The sequence below is a fragment of the Verrucomicrobium spinosum DSM 4136 = JCM 18804 genome, from assembly GCF_000172155.1.
Classification (GTDB): domain Bacteria; phylum Verrucomicrobiota; class Verrucomicrobiia; order Verrucomicrobiales; family Verrucomicrobiaceae; genus Verrucomicrobium; species Verrucomicrobium spinosum.
Genome location: NZ_ABIZ01000001.1, coordinates 264,422 through 282,789 on the forward strand (window position 1 = coordinate 264,422; position 18,368 = coordinate 282,789).

Sequence of the window (18,368 nt, forward strand, 5' to 3'; positions counted from 1 at the left end):
TGAGGAGCGGTGGTTGAACTGAAGCGCGATGGTCCCGAAAAGCCGGGGGTCCTCATTCAAGTTGCACGCACTCCCTCGGCTCGTCACTTCCCGCCGTATCCCCTAAAGCGGGGAGGTCATCCCCTGCCCGCGGAGGGTCAGGATTCGCCGGAAATATGCTTCGCCACCGCTTCGGTGCGGTTCTTTACCCGCAGTTTCACGCAGATGTTTTTGACATAGGTGCGCACCGTTTCGGTGCCGATGCCCAGCTTGTCCGCGATCTCCTTGTAGATGTATCCGGAGGCCAGCAGCTCAATGACCTCCCCCTCGCGCGGCGAGAGTTTTTCGCTCTCGTCCACCGGTTTCGTGGGCCCGCGAAAGTACTGCACCACCCGGCGGGCGATGTGGGCGGAGAACTGGGCTCCACCCGAGTGGACATCACGGATGGCCTCGAACAGTTTCTCCGGGGCGCTCGATTTTACGAGGTATCCGCTCGCCCCTGCTTTGAGGGCGCGGAAGATGCGTTCGGCATCTTCATAGACGGTGAGCATGATGAACTCCATGTCCGGCAGGCGCTTCTTGAGCACCGCCACGCATTCAATGCCCGACATCCCTGGCAGTTGAATGTCCATCAAGACCACATCGGGTGGGTTGGTGGGGATCTGGCGGACGGCTTCTTCCCCAGACTTCACGGCGTAGAGGCACTCGATATCGCGGGCGCTTTTCAGCACCAGGAGGAGCTGCTCGCGCAGCCCTGGATCATCCTCCACGATCACGACCGTTTTCTTGTCTTTCATCAGCTTAGGTCGCAGGAGAAGAGGATGGTGATGACCGTCTGGAGGGCCTGGCAGGAATGGGCACTTCGAAACGGACGGTGGTGCCCTTGGCGGGCGTGCTGTGGAAGGTAACGGTGCCTCCCAGGGGATTCATGCGGCGCTCCATGTTGTTGAGACCGTGCCCTGGTGTCGTGTTTGCGGAATCGAATCCGCTCCCATTGTCGGTGATGGTGATCGTGAGGGTCGGATCGGTGAACTCCATGCGCACGGTGATCTCGGTGGCCGCAGCGTGCTTGATGGCATTGTGCAGGGCTTCCTTCACGGCCAGGGTGATGTTGTGACGCACCTCACTGGTGACGCGGCGTTGGCCCGGCACCTCGCAGGAATGAATGCGGCAGCGGATCCGTGCGGTGTCGCAGAAGTTCTGCGTGAGCTGGCAGATGTAGTTCACCAGCGCCTCCAGGTGATCGTGCTCGGGATTCACGGTCCATACGGTTTGGTAGAGTGCGCCCACCAGCTCGCGAGCCATGGCGGAGATGCGTTGGAAGCTCTCCCGCGAGGACTCGCTTTGGGGCTCGTTCTCGGCGAGCCCGCTCATGAGCGAGATGTGAGTGAGCCTCGCCCCGAGGTCGTCATGCAGATCCCGCGCAATCCGCAGGCGTTCCAGCTCGACCAACCGCTCTTGCTCGGCCCGGGCGAGGTGTTGGCGGATGCGCCGCCGGATGACGGCCCGGCATGCCCACCAGAGCACCAGCCCGCCGGTGATGGAACTGCTGATCCAAAACCAGACGCTGCGCCACAACGGTTTCAGCACCACAAACTGAAGCTGGCGGGGCCCTTGGAGGGAGTTGCCCGTGGCATCCAGTTCATCACTCCAGAAGGTATAGGTACTGGCATTCAGCCGACCGTAGTTCACATCAAAGCGGTTGCCCATGCCGATGTTGTACATCTCGGACCACTCGACGGTGAGGGTCTCGCCGGGAGTGACGCGTGGTGCCCCCGTGCGTAGAAGATTCCACTCTGCATGAGCTCCAGCATCATCATCCAGGATGCACAACGCTTCTCCCGCAGGGGTGGTCACCAGCCTGGCCATGGAAGGGCGGGTGCCGCTCCGCGTCCAGCCAGTGGCGAGGGAGTGCTGCTCATCAAGACCGGAGGCCGTTTCATAGACGAGCCTTGCTGTCGGCTTGGCCGGGCTCGAGAGCTTCAAGTCTCGAACGGCATAAAGTCCCATGGCCGTGGGAGGGCCGGACGAGGAAATAGCCACTGTCACGGTGGCGGCATCCGGTGGCACCCGTAAGGATTCCCGTCGCAAGGTGAAGGTGGAGGTCCCGGTCTCACCCCGCCATCCTGCACTGATGCCGTCCACCGGGAAGAGGCGCTGCCCCACCTGGTCTCCCGCTGCATCGGCGAACCGTACGATGAGGCACATCTCGCTCTCGATCTGACGCCAGGATTCATCCACTCCATCCAGTTTGAAGCGAATGCGGCGGCAGTTCTCTGGATCCTCCTGGGCGGATTTGCCAAGGCGGAAGCTGACCGTTTTGGCGAACGCCGGAACTCGAAAGCCAGTTGGACCCGCAGAGAACGGTTTGCCATCCACCAGCAACACCACCGGGGCGGGGTTGGGGAGGTATTCAGCATGGACTGCGGGCAGGGCCAGCGGCGAGACCAGGTAACCCCAGAGGATGGGTGCCATCCGCCACGGACCCCCACGCCGCTGGAGTGAGGCGGGTTGGGGGAGAATGGAGAGACGCGAAGGCACCACAGACGCTACTGTATCTGGAAGCAGTCTCAAATGCGAGGTTGGGTGCAGGGGGAGGACGGGGAGGTTTCGTGAGCTTGCCTCAAGTGGCAGGGGTTTTAGTGGGGTGTTGACTACGTTAGGCAAACGAACCAACCGCGCGATTGGGGGGCAAGGAACCACTTTGAGGTGCCCGCCACAGACCGAAGTTGATCCCAGTATGGGATCTGTAGCACAGCCCAAGGTTGGACGAGTCCCGCAAGGCGGGACGAGTCAACCTTGGGTAACGCCGAAGGAGATGATCAGGTGGGAAGGCCGGCAGCATTCGCTTCCTCCCAACCGCCTTCAACACCTCCACGTCAGCGCCTCAGGTTCCTTGGCTGGCGCAAATTTTCCCGTATGGCATGTCCGCCGCGCGGAATGCAGCCGCATACCCAACGGGATATCAGTGCCGCCGGGTAGTACCTTCAACCGTCTCCCGACACCCCACTCCTACGTCCCGCAAAAGGTCTGGTAATCACCAGAGGGCGAGCCTGCGAGGTACTCCTCCGGAGGCGGCTGCACGTGTTCATACGGCTGCGCCAGCACGGCCAGCAGGCGCTCCAGCACTCCCAGGTCCTCACGCTCCACGGCGGCGGTGAGGGCTTCCTCCACCTTGTGATTGCGTGGGATGGCCACCGGATTGTGACAGCGCATGATTTCCTGAACCGCTTCTGCCGTCTGCGGCTGGCGGGTCAGACGTTCCTGCCAGCGCTGGTGCCAGGCGAGGAAGTCCGGGTCGGCGGAGAGTGATGCGGAACCTGGAGACGACAGAGCCCGGAAGGTGTTCGTGAAATCGGCTTGAGTTTCCTGCATCCATTTCAGAAGGGAATCGATCAAGGACAGGTCATCCCCTTCCTCTGTGAGGAGGCCGAGCTTGCCCCGCATGCCGGTGAGCCAGTGCTGCTTGTAAATGGGCTCGAACCCGATGATGGCATCGTTGGCCAGCTCCACCGCCTTCTCTTCGACGGGATCCAACAAGGGCAGAAGAGCCTCGGCAAACCGGGCCAGATTCCACTGGGCGATGAAGGGCTGCCTGCCGTAGGCGTAGCGGCCCTGGTGATCGATGGAGCTGAACACCGTGGCGGGATCGTACGCCTCCATGAAGGCGCAGGGTCCATAGTCGATGGTCTCGCCGGAGAGGGCCATGTTGTCCGTGTTCATGACGCCGTGGATGAAGCCCACGTGCTGCCAGCGGGCGATGAGGGCGGCCTGGCGCTCGATCACGCCCTGCAACAGGGCCAGATAGGGCTGGGCGGCGTTTGCCGCGTCCGGGTAGTGCCGCTGCAGAGTATGGTCTGCGAGCGCCTGGAGCAGCGCCTGTTCGCCACGTGCGGCGGCGTACTCAAAGGTGCCGACCCGGATGTGGCTGGCCGCCACGCGGGTGAGGACGGCTCCGGGCAGCATCCCATCGCGCCGCACCAGCTCTCCGGTGGTGACCACAGCGAGGCTGCGTGTGGTGGGGATGCCCAGGGCGTGCATGGCCTCGCTGATGATGTACTCCCGCAGCATGGGGCCCAGCGTGGCCCGGCCGTCCCCGCGGCGTGAGAACGGTGTCTGGCCGGAGCCTTTGAGCTGGATGTCAAAGCGCTGCCCCTTCGGGGTGATCTGCTCGCCCAACAGGATCGCGCGGCCATCTCCCAGCATGGTGAAGTTTCCGAACTGGTGGCCTGCATAGGCCTGCGCCAGGGGCTGTGCTCCCGGTGGCAGGTCGTTTCCGGAGAACCACGATGCGTGGTCCAACTGAGCTGCATCCAGCCCCAGAGATTCGGCCAGGGCACGATTCAGGATCACCAGCTTCGGCTGCCGCACCGGCGTGGGCTGGAAGGCGACGTGAAAGGCCTCGGGAAGTTGGGCATACGAATGTTCCAGGTGCCAACCGGCGGTCAAAGAGCGGGTGGAGGAGGCGGATTCGGGGCTGGGCATTGATCGGAGGAGGGGGCAGGATTGGGCGGCGGCAAGCGTGCTGTACGCGAGAGAACTTACGCCGCCAATGGATAAGCGGGGACTGCCGATGGCGTCGGGCCGGATAGAGGCCCCTGAGATGGTCCGTTTGTAGCACGGTGCTCTTTCTGAAGCTCAAGATGACTGTTTCCGAGATTTTTCAACGTGGCATGAAGGCCAGGCTCCTGCTCAGTGTAGGCCTGGCGATGTCATGGGCTTTTCCGTGTGCCGGGCAGGAGATCGCCTCCGCGACCCCGGCAGGGGCAGGTGCGGGGGCTCCTGCTGCCAAGGCTCAAACAACTGCCCCTGCGCCAACGCCCAAGCCTGTCTCCGCGCTCGCTCCCGCTCTGTCGGCAGAGGATGCGGAACTGGTGGCGCTCCAGGCCGAGATCAAAAAGTCGTTCCGCGAGAGCGTCACGCCTTTCGTCAAAAACTACTGCCAGCAATGCCACGGGAACCGCCGTTCCAAAGGAGGCATCAATCTTGAGGTTGCCTTGAGGAATCCCGGCGGAGTGGCGTTTAGCAAGCACTGGAAGGCGGCCATCGCCACGGTGAACAGCAAGGACATGCCGCCAGATGATGAAGACGCCTTGCCGAGCGATGCCGAGCGGCAGGCCTTCGTGGACTGGATTGCCAAGCTGAAATTCCTCAGCCCCAAGGACCCCGGACCCTTTGTGATCCGCCGCCTCACGAAGGTGGAGTACGGCAACACGCTGCGGGATCTCTATGGCGTGGATCCGGCCATCGCCCATGCGCTGCCGGATGAAGTGTTCGGCGAGGGGTATATGAACACCCTCTCACCGCTCCATCTGGAGGAATACCTTGGGATCGCCAACGAGGTGCTGGACAAGGTGCTCGCGCCTCTGGACGCGCCGCCTACGGAGATGCAAAAGCGCCTCTTTGGCGATGCTCCGGCACCAGGGGCGGACCCGCGCGCCGCTGCGCGGAACGTGGCGCGCTCGCTGGCTCGCAACGCCTTCCGCCGCCCGCCCACCGAGGCAGAGCTGGACACGCTGGTGGCCGTGTTTGATCTGGCCACGCAGAACAAGCTGGCTTACCCCGCCGCGTTGCGCCTCATGTACAAGGCGGTGCTGGTGTCTCCCCAGTTCCTCTTCATCACCCCGGCGACAGAGGCCCCGGCGGGGAGCAAGATCGTGCCGCTGGATGATCACCAGCTCGCCTCCCGTCTCTCCTACTTGCTGTGGGCCACCATGCCGGATGCGGAGCTCATGGAGCTGGCAGACAGTGGTAAACTCCACGAACCCGCCGTGCTCAAGGGGCAGGTGAAGCGCCTCCTGCTGGATCGCCGGTCGCGGGCCCTGTTCGATGGATTCGGTGCCCAATGGCTGCAGCTTGGGGAGCTGGAGAGCAAAACCTTCGACACCACGAAGTTCCCGCTGATGACGGGTGAACTACGGGCCGCCATGTATGATGAGGCCCGTCTCTTCTTCGAGAGCGTGGTGCGGGAGAATCGCAGCGTGGTCAGCCTGGTGGACAGTGACTACACCTTCCTCAACGGCACTCTGGCCAAGCTGTACGGCATGGAGAAGACCGTCACCGGGCCGGAGATGCGCAAGGTGAAGCTGACGGATGCAAACCGCGGCGGCATCCTGGGCATGCCCGGCGTGCTGGCCACCACTTCATTCCCCAACCGCACCAGCCCGGTGAAGCGCGGCGTGTGGGTGCTGGAGCAGGTGCTTGGGCAGCATGTACCACCCGCTCCGCCCAATGTGCCGGCCCTGGAGAAGCAGGACCAAAAAGCGGTGGCCAACATGACGCTGCGTCAGCGCACGGAGATGCACCTGACCAACTCCGTGTGCGCGAACTGCCACAAGGTGCTGGACCCCATTGGATTCGGCCTGGAGAACTTCGACGCCATCGGCCGCTGGCGGGATCAGGATGACACGGGCGGGGCCATTGATGCCGCGGGAGAACTGCCTGGCGGCAAGCGCTTCACGACCCCCAAGGAACTGAAGGGCATCATCGCAGCCCGCACCGATGACCTCGCGCGGAATCTGACGGAGAAACTGCTGGCCTATGCGCTGTGCCGCCAGATCGAAGGCTATGATGACATCGTGGTGGACCGCCTCATGGAGACCATCGCCAAGGATGGCTACCGCATGCAGACGCTCATCACCGAGGTGGTGACGAGTTATCCTTTCCTGAACCGCCGCGTGCAAAATTGACCCCGCCCAACCCTTCCCCCACCTGCTATGAGAAACCGCTTTCTGATCGACCGTCGCACCTGCTTGAAGGGGCTGGGTGCCTCCCTCGCGCTGCCTCTCCTGGAGACAATGGGCTGGGCAGATGCCCTCAAGGGCAAGGCCGCGTACAAACCCCCGGTGCGGATCGGATTCATGTACATGCCGCATGGGGTGATCATGGATCAGTTCTGGCCCGCGAGCCCGGAGAGCTTTCTCACCGCCCCGCCTCCCGCGCTGGAGTCCCTGCGGCCAGTGCTGGACCAGTGCTTGTTGATGAAAGGGATCTCCGGCGTGCCCATCGCCCCGTTCAACGGTGCGCCTCATGCGCTGGAGCTTTCCACCTGGCTCACTGCGACCCTGCCCGATGCCAACCGCCGCAACCAGATCAACATTGCCATCTCGGCCGACCAGATTGCCGCCAACTATGTGGGCGGGCTCACGTCGCTGCCCTCCCTGGAGCTGGCCACCATGCCGCAGACGCACAAGGAGAACCAGGAAGGCCTCAATGAGGGGTACTACTCGCATTGTAGTTTCCGCTCACCCACCCAGGCTGTGCCGGCGGAGATCAACCCGCGCAATGTGCTGAACCGCCTTTTCAAGAGCAACGACTTCAGCGGTCAGGGGCGGGGCGGGCGCGGTGCCGGGCAGTCGGATGCGCTGGACCGCAGCATGCTGGATCTGGTGATCGGCGGTGCCAAAGACCTGCGCCGTACCCTGCCGCAGAACGACCAGCACAAGCTGGATGAGTACCTGGACAGCGTGCGTTCCCTGGAGCGCCGCATCGCCTCCATTGAGTTCCGTCAGAAGGAGGCCGCGCTGGAGAAGGCGGGTGTCAGCACCAGGCGGCGCAACGATGCCGACTCCCCGCCCATCGAGATCAGGATCCCGGAAGGCGACCGGCGCAGCGAGTACATGCAGGTCATGTGTGACCTGAACGTCCTGGCCTTCCAGACAGACACCACCCGGGTGAGCACCTACATCGGCTCCACCCCCAACGGCGTCTCCTACCCCGAGCTCGGGTTCAAGGACGAACACCACTCCCAGACCCATCACAACAACCAGGGCGACAAGGTGGGCAAGGTGGCCGCCATCACCGCGTTCAACATCTCCCAGTTCGCCCACATGGTGAAGAAGATGGCCAGCCTGAAGGAGGGCGACGGCACCCTGCTGGACAACTGCATCATGATGTGGGGTTCCGGCCTGGAGGATGGCAACAAACACTCCCGCGAGAACCTGCCCTTCATCATCGCCGGCAAGGGCGGTGGCTCCATCAACACGGGCCGCTTCCTGGCCGATACCAAGGGCAACCAGGGAGACCTGCTCACCACGCTGCTGGCCTGCGCGGGCGTGCCGCTGGACCGGCCCATCGGCATCGCGACCAAGCAGATCACGGAGATGATGGTGAAGGTGTAGAGAAAGGAGAGGGGAACTGGCGCGTACCTACACGCCATGAAGCGTTTCCTCCTCCTTCTCGCGGTCCTGCTGGTGCCGCTGGCGATCCGTGCCACCGCCAGCGCCGCCCCTCCGGCCAAGCTCAAGATCTACCTCCTGGCAGGCCAGTCCAATATGGAAGGGCACGCCAGGGTGGAGACCTTTGACTACATCGGGGATGACCCCGCCACCGCACCGCTGCTCCAGCAGATGCGGGGTGCAGATGGCAAGCCAACCGTCTGCGACCATGTCTGGATCTCCTATTTTACCGGCACTGGTAACTCGAATGGCGAAGGCTTGGGGAAGCTCACCGCAGGTTATGGCTCGCGACAGGACCCCGCGAAAGATGGCGGCAAAATCGGGCCTGAATTCACCTTTGGCCTGACCCTGGACAAGGCGCTTCAGGAGCCGGTCCTCATCATCAAAACGGCGTGGGGCGGCAAGTCACTGTACCACGACTTCCGCTCTCCAAGCTCCGGGGTGTACTCGCGCACGGCCAAGGACATCGAGAAAGGGCAGCATGCCGAGGCCCAGTCCGGCGAGTACTACCGCCTCATGATCGGGCACGTGAAGCACGTGCTGTCTGACCTCAAACGCGTGTGCCCGGCTTATGATGAAAAGCAGGGCTACGAGATCGCCGGGATGGTCTGGTTCCAGGGCTGGAATGACATGGTGAACCGCGAGGTGTACCCCTTGCCGAAGCCGGGCGATGCCACGCCGCGTTACGCAGAGTACAGCCGACTGATGGCCAACTTCATTCGCGATGTGCGCAAGGACATCAACGCCCCCCAGATGCCCTTTGTCATCGGGGTGATGGGCGTTGAAGGAAGCAAGCCGAACGAGCACATTGCCGCCTTCCGCGAGGCCATGGCGGCTCCAGCAGCCCTGCCAGAGTTCAAAGGGAATGTCATCGCCGTCCCAACCGCGCCATTCTGGTCGGAGGAACTGGGGGCCATTGCCAGCAAGCGTGATGAGGTGCGGCAGATGGGCTATTACCTGAAGACGAAGAGCGCCAAACACGCGAATGCGGATGGCTCCATGAGCGAACCGCAGCAGCGGGAGTACTTGAAGAAGTTCGAGGCGGATCTGATCTCGCCTGCGGAAGAGGCGCTTTGGAAGAGAGGGGCCTCCAACGGAGGGTATCACTATCTCGGCTGTGCCAAGACCTTCGCGTTGATGGGCAAGGCGTTCGCGGAGGCGTTGTTGCGGACGGGTGGCCAGCATTGAGTCAGCTGAATGTAGTCCAGAGCTTTAGCTCGGTATGGAGATACGGGAGCCGTTCGACTGACGCGCTGGAGTGCTGGACTACTTTGCCTGCGAGTCCTCTCGTTTCGTGGGTTGATGCGGGCAGAACGAAATTTTCTTCGCGGGGCGTGGGAGTTCGGGCGAGGGCCGCGGACTCCCCTACATCCAAACCCGTACTCGAACCGAACTTGTGCTCGGAGAGCCAGTATTCTTATACTCGACCTGCTGCCGCATGCCCCCTGATGCCATGAAACTCCCCCGGCCCCTGCTCAGCCACGGATTGGCGTCTGTCGGTCTGCTCGTATTTGCATTTGGCTTCCAGCTCCAGGCCGCTCCGCCTGTGGCGGTCAATGATTCGGTGGTGATGCATCACCTGCAGAAGGCGCGGATCGCAGCGCTGGCGAACGATACCGGGAACGTGAGCAGTCCCACCGTCGCCATCATGCAGGCTCCGCAGTGGGGCAGTGCCGTTGCGGACAGCAGCGGTCGCATTCTCTACACGCACCAGTCAGGCACCCCGGCCAGCGACTCATTCACCTACCGGGTGACCAGCGCTGAGGGCACGTCGAACGCGGCCACGGTGACGGTGGCCTTCTCCAACAGCCTGCGCATTTCTGGCGGCTTCAATATTCCTGCCACGCCGCCCCCGTTGGCCGTGCAGCTCACACCGGTGGTCACAGGGTTGGCCTCGCCTACGGCGATCGCCACACCACCCGGGGAGACGCGGCGGGTGTTCGTGTGTCAAAAAGGAGGGCTGTTGCGTTTGGTTCAGGACATAACGGCATCCACGCCAGCCGTGTCCACCTTTTTGAATCTTGCCAATGTGCTGACCCTGCGGGGCGAATCTCTCAGCACCACCAGCGAGCAGGGCCTCCTGGGTCTGGCCTTTCATCCCAACTACGCGACGAATCGATACTTTTACCTCTTCTATTCTGTCACCGCCGGCGGCATCACCTACGAGCGCGTCTCCCGCTTCACCACCAGTACGACAGATCCGAATCTGGCGGACGCCGGTAGCGAGGTGGTGCTCATTCAGCAGCGGGATGATGCCTCCAATCACAATGGCGGAGATCTCCACTTCGGGCCGGATGGGTATCTGTACATTTCCCTGGGGGACGAGGGCAATCAAAACGACTCGCTCAACAACAGCCAGACCATCACGAAGGATTTCTTCTCCGCCGTGGCGAGGATTGATGTGGACAAGAAACCCGGCAGCCTGCCGCCCAACGCCCATGCGGCGGTGGTCCTGACGGGAGGGGTGGCGGGCTACGCCATTCCTCCGGACAATCCCTATGTGGGGGCGACTACCTTCAATGGGGTGACCATCGCCAACACCTCAGCGATTCGCACGGAGTTCTGGGCGGTGGGCTTTCGCAACCCGTGGCGCTTCTCCATTGACTCTCTGACCGGTGAACTCTGGCTGGCGGATGTGGGGCAGGACACCTACGAGGAGATCGACATCGTGGCCAAAGGAGGCAACTACGGCTGGGCCTACCGGGAGGGGGCACACAGCGGAGCCAAGTCGGGCCAGGCCCCGGTGAATTTTGACTCCTTGTACCATACACCACCGCTCTATGAGTATGTGCACACCGGTGTGAGCGGCGGGGACGCGAACTTCAAGGGCAACTCCGTCTCGGGCGGTGTGGTGTACCGTGGTACGCGCCATTCCAACCTCATCGGCGCTTACATCTTCTCCGATCACGTGTCCGGACATATCTGGAGCCTGGTACGCAATGCAACGGGACCCCCGACCGTCACCCGCATCGCGGGCGAAGGCAATGTCGTGGCGTTTGGCAAAGATCCTTCCAACCAGGATGTGCTGCTGGTGGACCACAATGACGGCCGTCTGCTGCGCCTGACCTCCACTGCAGGCACGGGCACCTATCCAGACACGCTGAGTGCCACGGGCCTCTTTGCGGATCTGACCGATCTGTCTCCCTCACCTGGTCTGTTGCCCTATGTGCCGAATCTGGCCTTCTGGAGCGATCATGCGGTGAAGAGCCGCTGGTTCAGCATTCCCACCGCTGGGGTCGCCATGACCTGGAGCCGGGACGGGCAGTGGACCTTCCCCGACGGCCAGATCTGGGTGAAGCACTTCGATCTGCCGCTCAACCGTGATAATCCCACTACGAAGAAGCGGCTGGAAACACGGGTGCTGGTGAAGAACGCCTCAGGGGCTTACGGCGTGAGCTACCGCTGGAACGATGCTGGGACGGAGGCCACCCTGGTGCCGGATGCGGGTGTGGAGTTTGATGTCAACATCACCGTGGGAGGCAATCCGGCTGTGCAGCGGTGGCGCATTCCCAGCCGCGCCGAGTGCATGATCTGCCACACCTCCCAGGCAGGGCATGCGTTGTCCTTCAGCACCCGCCAGCTCAACCTTTCCCAGACGGTGAACGGCTTCAGCGGGAACCTGCTCACCCTGCTCAGTGGCGCAGGTTATTTCACCAATACCCCGGAAGCGCCCAATGTACTGCCCCGGCACGTGCGCCTTGATGAAGTCAGTCAGCCGGTGGAATCCCGCGTCCGCAGCTATCTGGCGGTGAACTGCGCCTACTGTCACATGGCGGGGGGCTCTGCGGCACCCGCCGCATGGGATGGCCGCATTGAACTGGCATTGGACCAGACCGGGCTCATCAACGGCACTGCTGTGAACAACGGCGGCAGCACCGCCAACAAGCTGGTCGTGCCGGGAGATACCGCTCACTCCGTGCTGCTCAATCGCGTGGCAGTGACCAATGGCTTCACCCGCATGCCCCCCATCGGCAGCAATCAACTGGACACCCAGGGGATTGACCTGCTCACCACCTGGATCAACAGCAGCCTGCCCGCCCGGCAGACCTTTGCGGACTGGCGGTTGCAGCAGTTTGGCTCATCGAACTCCACCAACGGCGACCCGCTTGCCGACCCGGACAATGACGGCGTGAACAACAAGGCCGAGTATCTGGCCTCTACCTCGCCTCTGGATGGAGCAAGCTTCTTCAAGGTGGAACCCGCCGTGACCGGCCCCGCCGGAGACACCATCACGGTCACCTTCAGCGTCCCGCCCAACCGCTCCGCTGTGGTGGAGACCTCCACGAACCTCTCCGACTGGTTCTACTGGGACGTGCCCGGCAACAGCGGCCTTCCCCAGGCGGGCGGACCAGTGACCCTCACCGGCCCCGTTGAGGGCAGTCGCCAGTTCTTCAGGGTGAGATTGAGGGAGCATTGAACGGCGGGGGATTTGCATTCGAGCCTTGGAGCAAAGGGGCGCGCTGGGCCGGTTGCAGGCTTATGCAGACTGGATGGGGCGTGGGATCCGGCGGCTGGCGAAGGGTTCGAGGCGTCACGAGGCCTGGCAAAAGCGATGTCATGTGCTGTCTGACATTCACGGCAAGATGCCGCGAACAGCACGCAAGGATGCGTGCGCTCCCCGAGCTTCCCAGGTATAGGTCGTTTTGAGAACTGTCAGACCGCCACAATTCCAACACCTGTTCCCAACGTAGACTCGCTGGAGACTCGCCAACGTTGGGCTTGTAGCCCCATCCTCTTCGAGGAAGAGCTTCGACTGAGTGTCTTAGGGGTGAGCTGCCATGTATTCCACCAGCAGATGCGGTGTGCCAAAGCAGATCGCGGCTGCATAGATCGCATCAAACCAGACAACGGACAACACGGCCCCGAGGAAGATGAGGCCACATATGGGCGTGGCGAGCAGTCGCAGAGCCCAGCCGGTGTCCGGTGCCTTGATGGATTGCCAGAGGCTGCTTGCATCGCCCGTGCTGGGGAAGGCATGCATGCCGACGGAGATGCCGAGCCAGCCGAGCAGCATTTCGATGAGGCCAGGCTCCACATTGCCAGCGGCTCCCAGACCGACGGGAAAGGCGATGGCTATCGCGAGAAGGGTATTGACCAGAAACGGGGCGACCGAAATGAAGAAGTGCTTCCACGGGCCGGAGGGGCGTGCGTGAATCACATACCCAGAGGGGTTCTCCATCTGGAAGTACTTCACATCCAGCACCGGCGTGTCCGTCAGGCGGCATGCCAGCTGGTGGGCGGCCTCATGCACGACCACACCAGGAAAAGTCAGGGCGGCGATGATCGGGGCGGGAATAAAGATCATGGGAGAGATGAGGCTGGAGGGGGTTAGTCCTGCAAGGTGCGGTTGGAGGTTGCATTCTTGGCCTCCCTTTTCAGAGCGAACTCCAGCGCATCGCCAACCTGATTGGCCTTGTCCATCTGGTGCTGGGACACTCTGCGACCTTCGAGTGTGTTCATCGTCTCAATGGCTTCGCGCAGGTGATGGCTTTTCACGCAGGCCTCCGCAAAGCGCAGCTGCATGTCCGTGTCATCGCGATGATTGATGGCGAGGGGCTTGTATGAGGCGTAGGCCGCATCCCAATCATTGCTCTGTGCGTATTGACCCGCTCCGGCGTAACTCATGGCTGCCTGCCATTTTTCCGGGATCTGCACCAAGGCGGCAGCCAGCAAGGCGACGACCAAAGCGGCGCAGACCTTCACCCATATGGGGAAGGGAAAACGGACCATCGCATGACGGCACGGCTCGCAGACGGGCAGACGCGTGCGGTCGCTCAATTGGGGGTTGCCGCAATTGGCGCAGACCGCCGGGTCGGTTTGGTCAGCAGGGGGAAGAGGGGGTGGAGCGTCCATGGATCCAGATCGTGGCCGCCATGCTGCTTCATGGCGCAACGGAGGCAAGTGGAAAAACTAGTCTGCGCGATTATGTCAGGAGCGCGTTCATGTCATGGATTATTCATGCCGAAGGCATCATAGGAGGTAGGGGTTGAGCGTAGCGATACCCCTGGAGAGCAGACCCAAACAAGGGCACCGTGAAAGGGTGGCAGCAACGTCGCTACCGTAGAGAGCCTTTCTGGCATCCCTTCAGGATGCGGGTGTATTTGTGGCTTCCCGGGGGCTGGACTCGTCGAACTCGCCCGGCCCCTGGCTACCATCTGGGAGGCCTTCGGCATGGAAACAATCTAAGAGGCGCGGAGGCTCTGAAAGGATGACTTGTTGACCTCCACCCCTGAGAGGTAAGCGTGGTATTTCCCAACGTAGACTCGCTGGAAGCTCGTCAACATTGGCTTTTCGAGGGAAGAGGAATTACTCCGAAGGAGTTTCGGCGGTCTGACTCTGACCTGCCGGATCTGGTGGCGGAGAGACGCCTGAGCAGCTGGCGGCCCACAGCGGGCCGCCAGCTCAGAAGGGCCATCACAAGAACATCCCGCCAGAGGCTTCCACGCGTTGTGCATTGACCCAGCGTCCTTCCTCAGAGCAGAGGAAGGAGATGACGCCGCCGATGTCATCGGGCACACCGACGCGGCCGAGGGCGGTCTGGGAGGCGAGGAAATCACGCAGGCCGGGATGGCTGAGGGCGTCTTTGGTGAAGTCAGTCTCGATCGCTCCGGGTGCCACAGCGTTGGCGTTGATTCGGCGCGGCCCCAGCTCCTTGGCCAGGTAGCGGGTGAAGACCTCGATCGCCCCTTTCATGGAGGCATAGGCGGCATAGCCGGGGATGGAGAAGCGGGCGAGACCCGTGGAGGTGTTGACGATGCGGCCGCCATCAGCAATGAGCGGGAGCAGTTTCTGGGTGAGGAAGAACACACCCTTGAAGTGCACATTCATGAGATCGTCAAAGTCGGTCTCCGTCGTCTCCGCGAAGGGCGAGGCGCGATCAATGCCGGCGTTGTTGATGAGGAAGTCGAAGTCCTTCCGCTGCCAGACTTCATGGAGCACTCCCTCCAGGGACTGGCTGAAGGTTTCGAAGCCCGCGGTCATTGCCACGTCGATTTGCAGGAGGGCTGCCTTCCGGCCGAGCGTCTCGATCTCAGCTTTCACGGCTTCGCCCTCCGTCTTGCCCTGGCGGTAGGTGAGGATGACGTCTGCACCGTCGGAGGCGAGCTTGAGGGCGGTGTTGCGGCCCAGGCCCCGGCTGCCGCCGGTGATGAGGGCGATCTTTTGGGTGTGTTTCATACGCCCTATCAGTGCCCCCACCCGGCGTCTCGCTCCATACCTGGAACTCCGGGAGATTTGCCTGATCCTCCAATGGGAGGGGTGGGCGGCGTATTTTGATTGGAGGCTGACCAGGCCTACTTCATCTTGTCGCCGTCGCTCTTCTGTTCCGTATGATCGATCTTTCCGTTCCGTGTTCAAACCCGCGCCTCATCGCCCTCTTGTCCGAGCTGGCAGCGGGGCAGGGGTTTAGTGATTCTCGGCTGCCGGAGGTCAGGTTCATGCGCTCCACCCAGCATGTGCCGAACAGCCCCATCGTCTATGATCCCAGCATCGTGATCATCGCCCAGGGGCGCAAGACCGGCACCTTTGACGGGCGGAAGATCATCTACGACCCCAGCCACTATCTGGTGCTGGCGGTGCCTCTGCCTTTTGAGTGTGAGACGGAAGGCAGTCTGGGCGAGCCATTGCTGGGCGTGTCTATCGCGGTGAAGCCCGCGACGGTGGCCGAGTTGCTCCTGCAAATGACCTTCATCCGGGACGAGGATGTGGCCCCCCATGCCATTGATTCCGCCGGTCTTGATGAAGCACTTAGCGAGGCCACGGTACGCCTCCTGGAGAGCTTGCGAACTGAGGAGGATGCCCGGATCCTGGGGCCGCAGCGGGTGCGGGAGGTGGTTTACCGGGTGCTGCAGGGGCCGCTGGGGCACTGTTTGCGTTTGCTCGCGGCCCCGGACAGCCACTTTGGCCAGATCAGCCGCGTGCTGAACCGCCTGCACCTTGACTACACCCAGAATCATGATGTGACGTTCCTGGCTCAGGAGGCGGGCATGAGTGTCTCCACCTTTCATGCCCACTTCAAGGCGGTGACCTCGTCCTCCCCGTTGCAGTACTTGAAGAACATCCGTCTGCACAAGGCCCGGCAGCTCATGGTGCATGAAGGGGCCAACGCAGGGGTGGCCGCCCTGCAGGTGGGCTATGAGAGTGCTTCCCAGTTCAGCCGGGAATTCAAGCGTCTGTTTGGCGAAGGCCCCGCCGCTGAAGCGGAACGGCTGAGGAAAGCCCTGGTCCGCCTGGCCTAGTGAAGGGGGCCCTCTCCCGCCAAATGCCTCCCGGCCAGGAGGTTGCACCTGGCGTTGTCAGGGATCTGCTTGTGTGCAGGCATTATTTTTGCCATATTTCCGGCTTATGTGGCAGGCGGCGCGTGGTTTCTCGCGGAGATAATCTTTGGGTACCAGGTCTGCTGGCTGGGGCGATGGCCCGGTCCGGTCCGCATCGTGTGGTGCTGCCCCAGTGTTTTTCGTTCTCTTATCGTCCTGTTTCCTTCATCTATGAACTGGTTCACCAATCTCAAGACGCGTGCCAAACTCCTGCTCGCCTTTGGTTTCATCTTGTTGCTGCTGGTGCTGGTGGTGGGGGTGGCCTTTCAGGCGCTGAAGGCCGTGCGGCTCGACTACAATGTGGCGGCGGATGTGGCGCGGCTGGAAAGCAACATCAACGCCCAGCGGGGTGCCCTGTTGTCGATGATGCACGAGACGGACCGTGCGGTTCTGGACGCTGAGCTTGCCACGCTGAAGACCCGGAAGGAGCTGAACTCCCAGATCATCACCGCACTGAAGGAGGTGGCCCGTGACAACCCCGGGCTTCTTTCGCGGATCAATGAATGGGTGACGCAACGCGATGACTACAACAAGCTCCGGGACGAGCAGATCATTCCCGCTCTCCTCTCCGGGAAGGTGGAGGAGGCGCGTGGGCTGGTGATGGGCACCCAGTCAGACCGCTATGAACGCATGCGTACCCTGGGGGAGGAGGTCTCCAACCTGGCGCGTGCCGATGCCGACTCCCGGGTGCATGACGCCATGCTGACGGTGATCACGCTGGGCATTGTCGCCCTGCTGGTGGGACTGGTGCTGGTGGGGGTGTTGAACCGTCTCATCGCCATTCCGCTGGGCAACATCTCCCGGGCGGCGGAGCAGATCGCCCTGGGGGATTTGGACGTGGTCACGGCCATGCCGGGACGCACCGATGAGGTGGGCCTGCTGGGGGCCTCCTTTGACCGTATGACGACATCCCTTCAGGTGATGGCGCGCGGGGCAGAGCAGGTGGCATCAGGTGACCTCACGGTGGCCATCCAGCCGCAGTCTGCGAAGGATGTGGTGGGCAATGCCCTCGCCACCATGGTGCAACAGCTCTCCGCGCTCATCAGCCAGGTTCAGAAGTCTGGCATCCAGGTCACCACCTCTGGCACCGAGATCGCCGCCACCGCCCGCCAGCAGCAGGCCACGGCCAGTGAGATCTCCTCCACCACCACAGAGATCGGTGCCACCGCAAAGGAGATCTCCGCCACGGCCAAGGAACTGGTGAAGGCCATGAAGTCCGTCACGGAGACGGCCGAGGAAACAGCCACCCTGGCCACCAGTGGCCAGACCGGGCTCACTCGCATGGAGGCCACCATGATGCAGATCATGGAGGCCTCCGGCTCCATCAACGCCCGGCTCGCTGTGCTCAGTGAGAAGGCGGGGAACATCAACAAGGTGGTCACCACCATCACGAAGGTGGCGGACCAGACCAACCTCCTCTCCCTGAACGCTGCCATCGAGGCGGAGAAGGCGGGCGAGTATGGTCGCGGCTTCGCCGTGGTGGCCACAGAGATCCGTCGTCTGGCAGACCAGACCGCAGTGGCCACCTCTGACATCGAGCAGATGGTCAAGGAGATGCAGTCCGCTGTATCTGCTGGCGTCATGGGCATGGACCGCTTTTCTGAGGAAGTGCGCCGCGGCGCGGAAGTGGTGGATCAGGTGGGCACCCAGCTCACGGAGATCATCGAGAAGGTGCAGACGCTCACGCCCAGCTTCGAGACCGTGAATGAGGGCATGCAGTCCCAGTCCCTGGGCGCGCAGCAGATCAGCGAGGCGCTGGTGCAACTGGGTGAGGCGGCGCAGCAGACTGTGGAGTCCCTGACGCAGTCGAACCTGGCCATCCAGCAGCTTACGGATGTCACGGCTGCCCTCCAGAGCGGGGTGTCACGGTTCAAGGTGACAAGCTAGGCAATCGTGG

At 62.5% G+C, this 18,368-nt stretch carries 12 protein-coding genes; 6 read left to right on the forward strand and 6 right to left on the reverse strand.

Going from position 1 to position 18,368, the window contains the following annotated elements; all coding sequences use genetic code 11:
* Nucleotides 1–137 precede the first annotated feature (137 nt).
* The 3 genes from VSP_RS00935 to VSP_RS00945 all read right to left on the reverse strand — a co-directional run bounded on the left by VSP_RS00935 (nucleotide 138) and on the right by VSP_RS00945 (nucleotide 4,464).
* Nucleotides 138–776 carry a response regulator transcription factor gene (locus VSP_RS00935; RefSeq protein ID WP_009958111.1) on the reverse strand — a complete coding sequence of 213 codons (639 nt, stop codon included), beginning with the start codon at nucleotides 774–776 and terminating at the stop codon, nucleotides 138–140.
* Nucleotides 777–780: 4 nt separating this feature from the next.
* Complete coding sequence (locus VSP_RS00940; protein ID WP_009958112.1) at nucleotides 781–2,454, reverse strand: sensor histidine kinase; 1,674 nt, start codon at nucleotides 2,452–2,454, stop codon at nucleotides 781–783.
* A gap of 537 nt (nucleotides 2,455–2,991) precedes the next feature.
* A complete protein-coding gene (locus VSP_RS00945; RefSeq protein ID WP_009958114.1) occupies nucleotides 2,992–4,464 on the reverse strand; it encodes a protein adenylyltransferase SelO in 1,473 nt (490 codons plus the stop codon).
* Between the two features lie 188 nt (nucleotides 4,465–4,652).
* On the opposite strand from VSP_RS00945, the gene VSP_RS00950 reads away from it, so the two are divergent.
* From VSP_RS00950 to VSP_RS00965, 4 genes are all read left to right on the forward strand, one after another.
* A complete protein-coding gene (locus VSP_RS00950) occupies nucleotides 4,653–6,668 on the forward strand; it encodes a DUF1592 domain-containing protein (protein WP_198141286.1) in 2,016 nt (671 codons plus the stop codon).
* 27 nt (nucleotides 6,669–6,695) lie between these two features.
* Entirely contained in the window at nucleotides 6,696–8,099 is a 1,404-nt protein-coding gene (locus VSP_RS00955; protein WP_009958117.1) for a DUF1552 domain-containing protein, read from the forward strand.
* Nucleotides 8,100–8,135: 36 nt separating this feature from the next.
* Nucleotides 8,136–9,344: a sialate O-acetylesterase gene (locus VSP_RS00960; RefSeq protein ID WP_009958118.1), complete on the forward strand. Its 1,209-nt coding sequence runs from the start codon at nucleotides 8,136–8,138 to the stop codon at nucleotides 9,342–9,344.
* Nucleotides 9,345–9,609: 265 nt separating this feature from the next.
* A complete protein-coding gene (locus VSP_RS00965; RefSeq protein WP_157210668.1) occupies nucleotides 9,610–12,573 on the forward strand; it encodes a PQQ-dependent sugar dehydrogenase in 2,964 nt (987 codons plus the stop codon).
* A gap of 345 nt (nucleotides 12,574–12,918) precedes the next feature.
* On the opposite strand, the gene VSP_RS00970 is transcribed toward VSP_RS00965, so the two are convergent.
* The 3 genes from VSP_RS00970 to VSP_RS00985 all read right to left on the reverse strand — a co-directional run bounded on the left by VSP_RS00970 (nucleotide 12,919) and on the right by VSP_RS00985 (nucleotide 15,332).
* Nucleotides 12,919–13,461 carry a metalloprotease family protein gene (locus VSP_RS00970; RefSeq protein ID WP_009958120.1) on the reverse strand — a complete coding sequence of 181 codons (543 nt, stop codon included), beginning with the start codon at nucleotides 13,459–13,461 and terminating at the stop codon, nucleotides 12,919–12,921.
* 23 nt (nucleotides 13,462–13,484) lie between these two features.
* A complete protein-coding gene (locus tag VSP_RS00975) occupies nucleotides 13,485–13,886 on the reverse strand; it encodes a hypothetical protein (protein ID WP_029190078.1) in 402 nt (133 codons plus the stop codon).
* Nucleotides 13,887–14,570: 684 nt separating this feature from the next.
* Nucleotides 14,571–15,332 carry an SDR family NAD(P)-dependent oxidoreductase gene (locus VSP_RS00985; protein WP_009958123.1) on the reverse strand — a complete coding sequence of 254 codons (762 nt, stop codon included), beginning with the start codon at nucleotides 15,330–15,332 and terminating at the stop codon, nucleotides 14,571–14,573.
* A 152-nt stretch (nucleotides 15,333–15,484) separates the two neighbouring features.
* On the opposite strand from VSP_RS00985, the gene VSP_RS00990 reads away from it, so the two are divergent.
* On the forward strand, nucleotides 15,485–16,393 hold the full coding sequence (locus tag VSP_RS00990; protein ID WP_009958124.1) for an AraC family transcriptional regulator: 909 nt from the start codon (nucleotides 15,485–15,487) through the stop codon (nucleotides 16,391–16,393).
* A gap of 249 nt (nucleotides 16,394–16,642) precedes the next feature.
* Nucleotides 16,643–18,358, forward strand: coding sequence for a methyl-accepting chemotaxis protein (locus tag VSP_RS40475; RefSeq protein ID WP_009958126.1), 1,716 nt, complete (start codon nucleotides 16,643–16,645; stop codon nucleotides 18,356–18,358).
* Nucleotides 18,359–18,368 lie beyond the last annotated feature (10 nt).

What these genes read in the sequence shown, in the direction of transcription:
- VSP_RS00935 (WP_009958111.1), bottom strand. Translation starts at nt 776, where the DNA reads ATGAAAGACAAGAAAACGGTCGTGATCGTGGAGGATGATCCAGGGCTG.
- VSP_RS00940 (WP_009958112.1), bottom strand. Translation starts at nt 2,454, where the DNA reads ATGGCACCCATCCTCTGGGGTTACCTGGTCTCGCCGCTGGCCCTGCCC.
- VSP_RS00945 (WP_009958114.1), bottom strand. Translation starts at nt 4,464, where the DNA reads ATGCCCAGCCCCGAATCCGCCTCCTCCACCCGCTCTTTGACCGCCGGT.
- VSP_RS00950 (WP_198141286.1), top strand. Translation starts at nt 4,653, where the DNA reads ATGAAGGCCAGGCTCCTGCTCAGTGTAGGCCTGGCGATGTCATGGGCT.
- VSP_RS00955 (WP_009958117.1), top strand. Translation starts at nt 6,696, where the DNA reads ATGAGAAACCGCTTTCTGATCGACCGTCGCACCTGCTTGAAGGGGCTG.
- VSP_RS00960 (WP_009958118.1), top strand. Translation starts at nt 8,136, where the DNA reads ATGAAGCGTTTCCTCCTCCTTCTCGCGGTCCTGCTGGTGCCGCTGGCG.
- VSP_RS00965 (WP_157210668.1), top strand. Translation starts at nt 9,610, where the DNA reads ATGAAACTCCCCCGGCCCCTGCTCAGCCACGGATTGGCGTCTGTCGGT.
- VSP_RS00970 (WP_009958120.1), bottom strand. Translation starts at nt 13,461, where the DNA reads ATGATCTTTATTCCCGCCCCGATCATCGCCGCCCTGACTTTTCCTGGT.
- VSP_RS00975 (WP_029190078.1), bottom strand. Translation starts at nt 13,886, where the DNA reads ATGGTCCGTTTTCCCTTCCCCATATGGGTGAAGGTCTGCGCCGCTTTG.
- VSP_RS00985 (WP_009958123.1), bottom strand. Translation starts at nt 15,332, where the DNA reads ATGAAACACACCCAAAAGATCGCCCTCATCACCGGCGGCAGCCGGGGC.
- VSP_RS00990 (WP_009958124.1), top strand. Translation starts at nt 15,485, where the DNA reads ATGATCGATCTTTCCGTTCCGTGTTCAAACCCGCGCCTCATCGCCCTC.
- VSP_RS40475 (WP_009958126.1), top strand. Translation starts at nt 16,643, where the DNA reads ATGAACTGGTTCACCAATCTCAAGACGCGTGCCAAACTCCTGCTCGCC.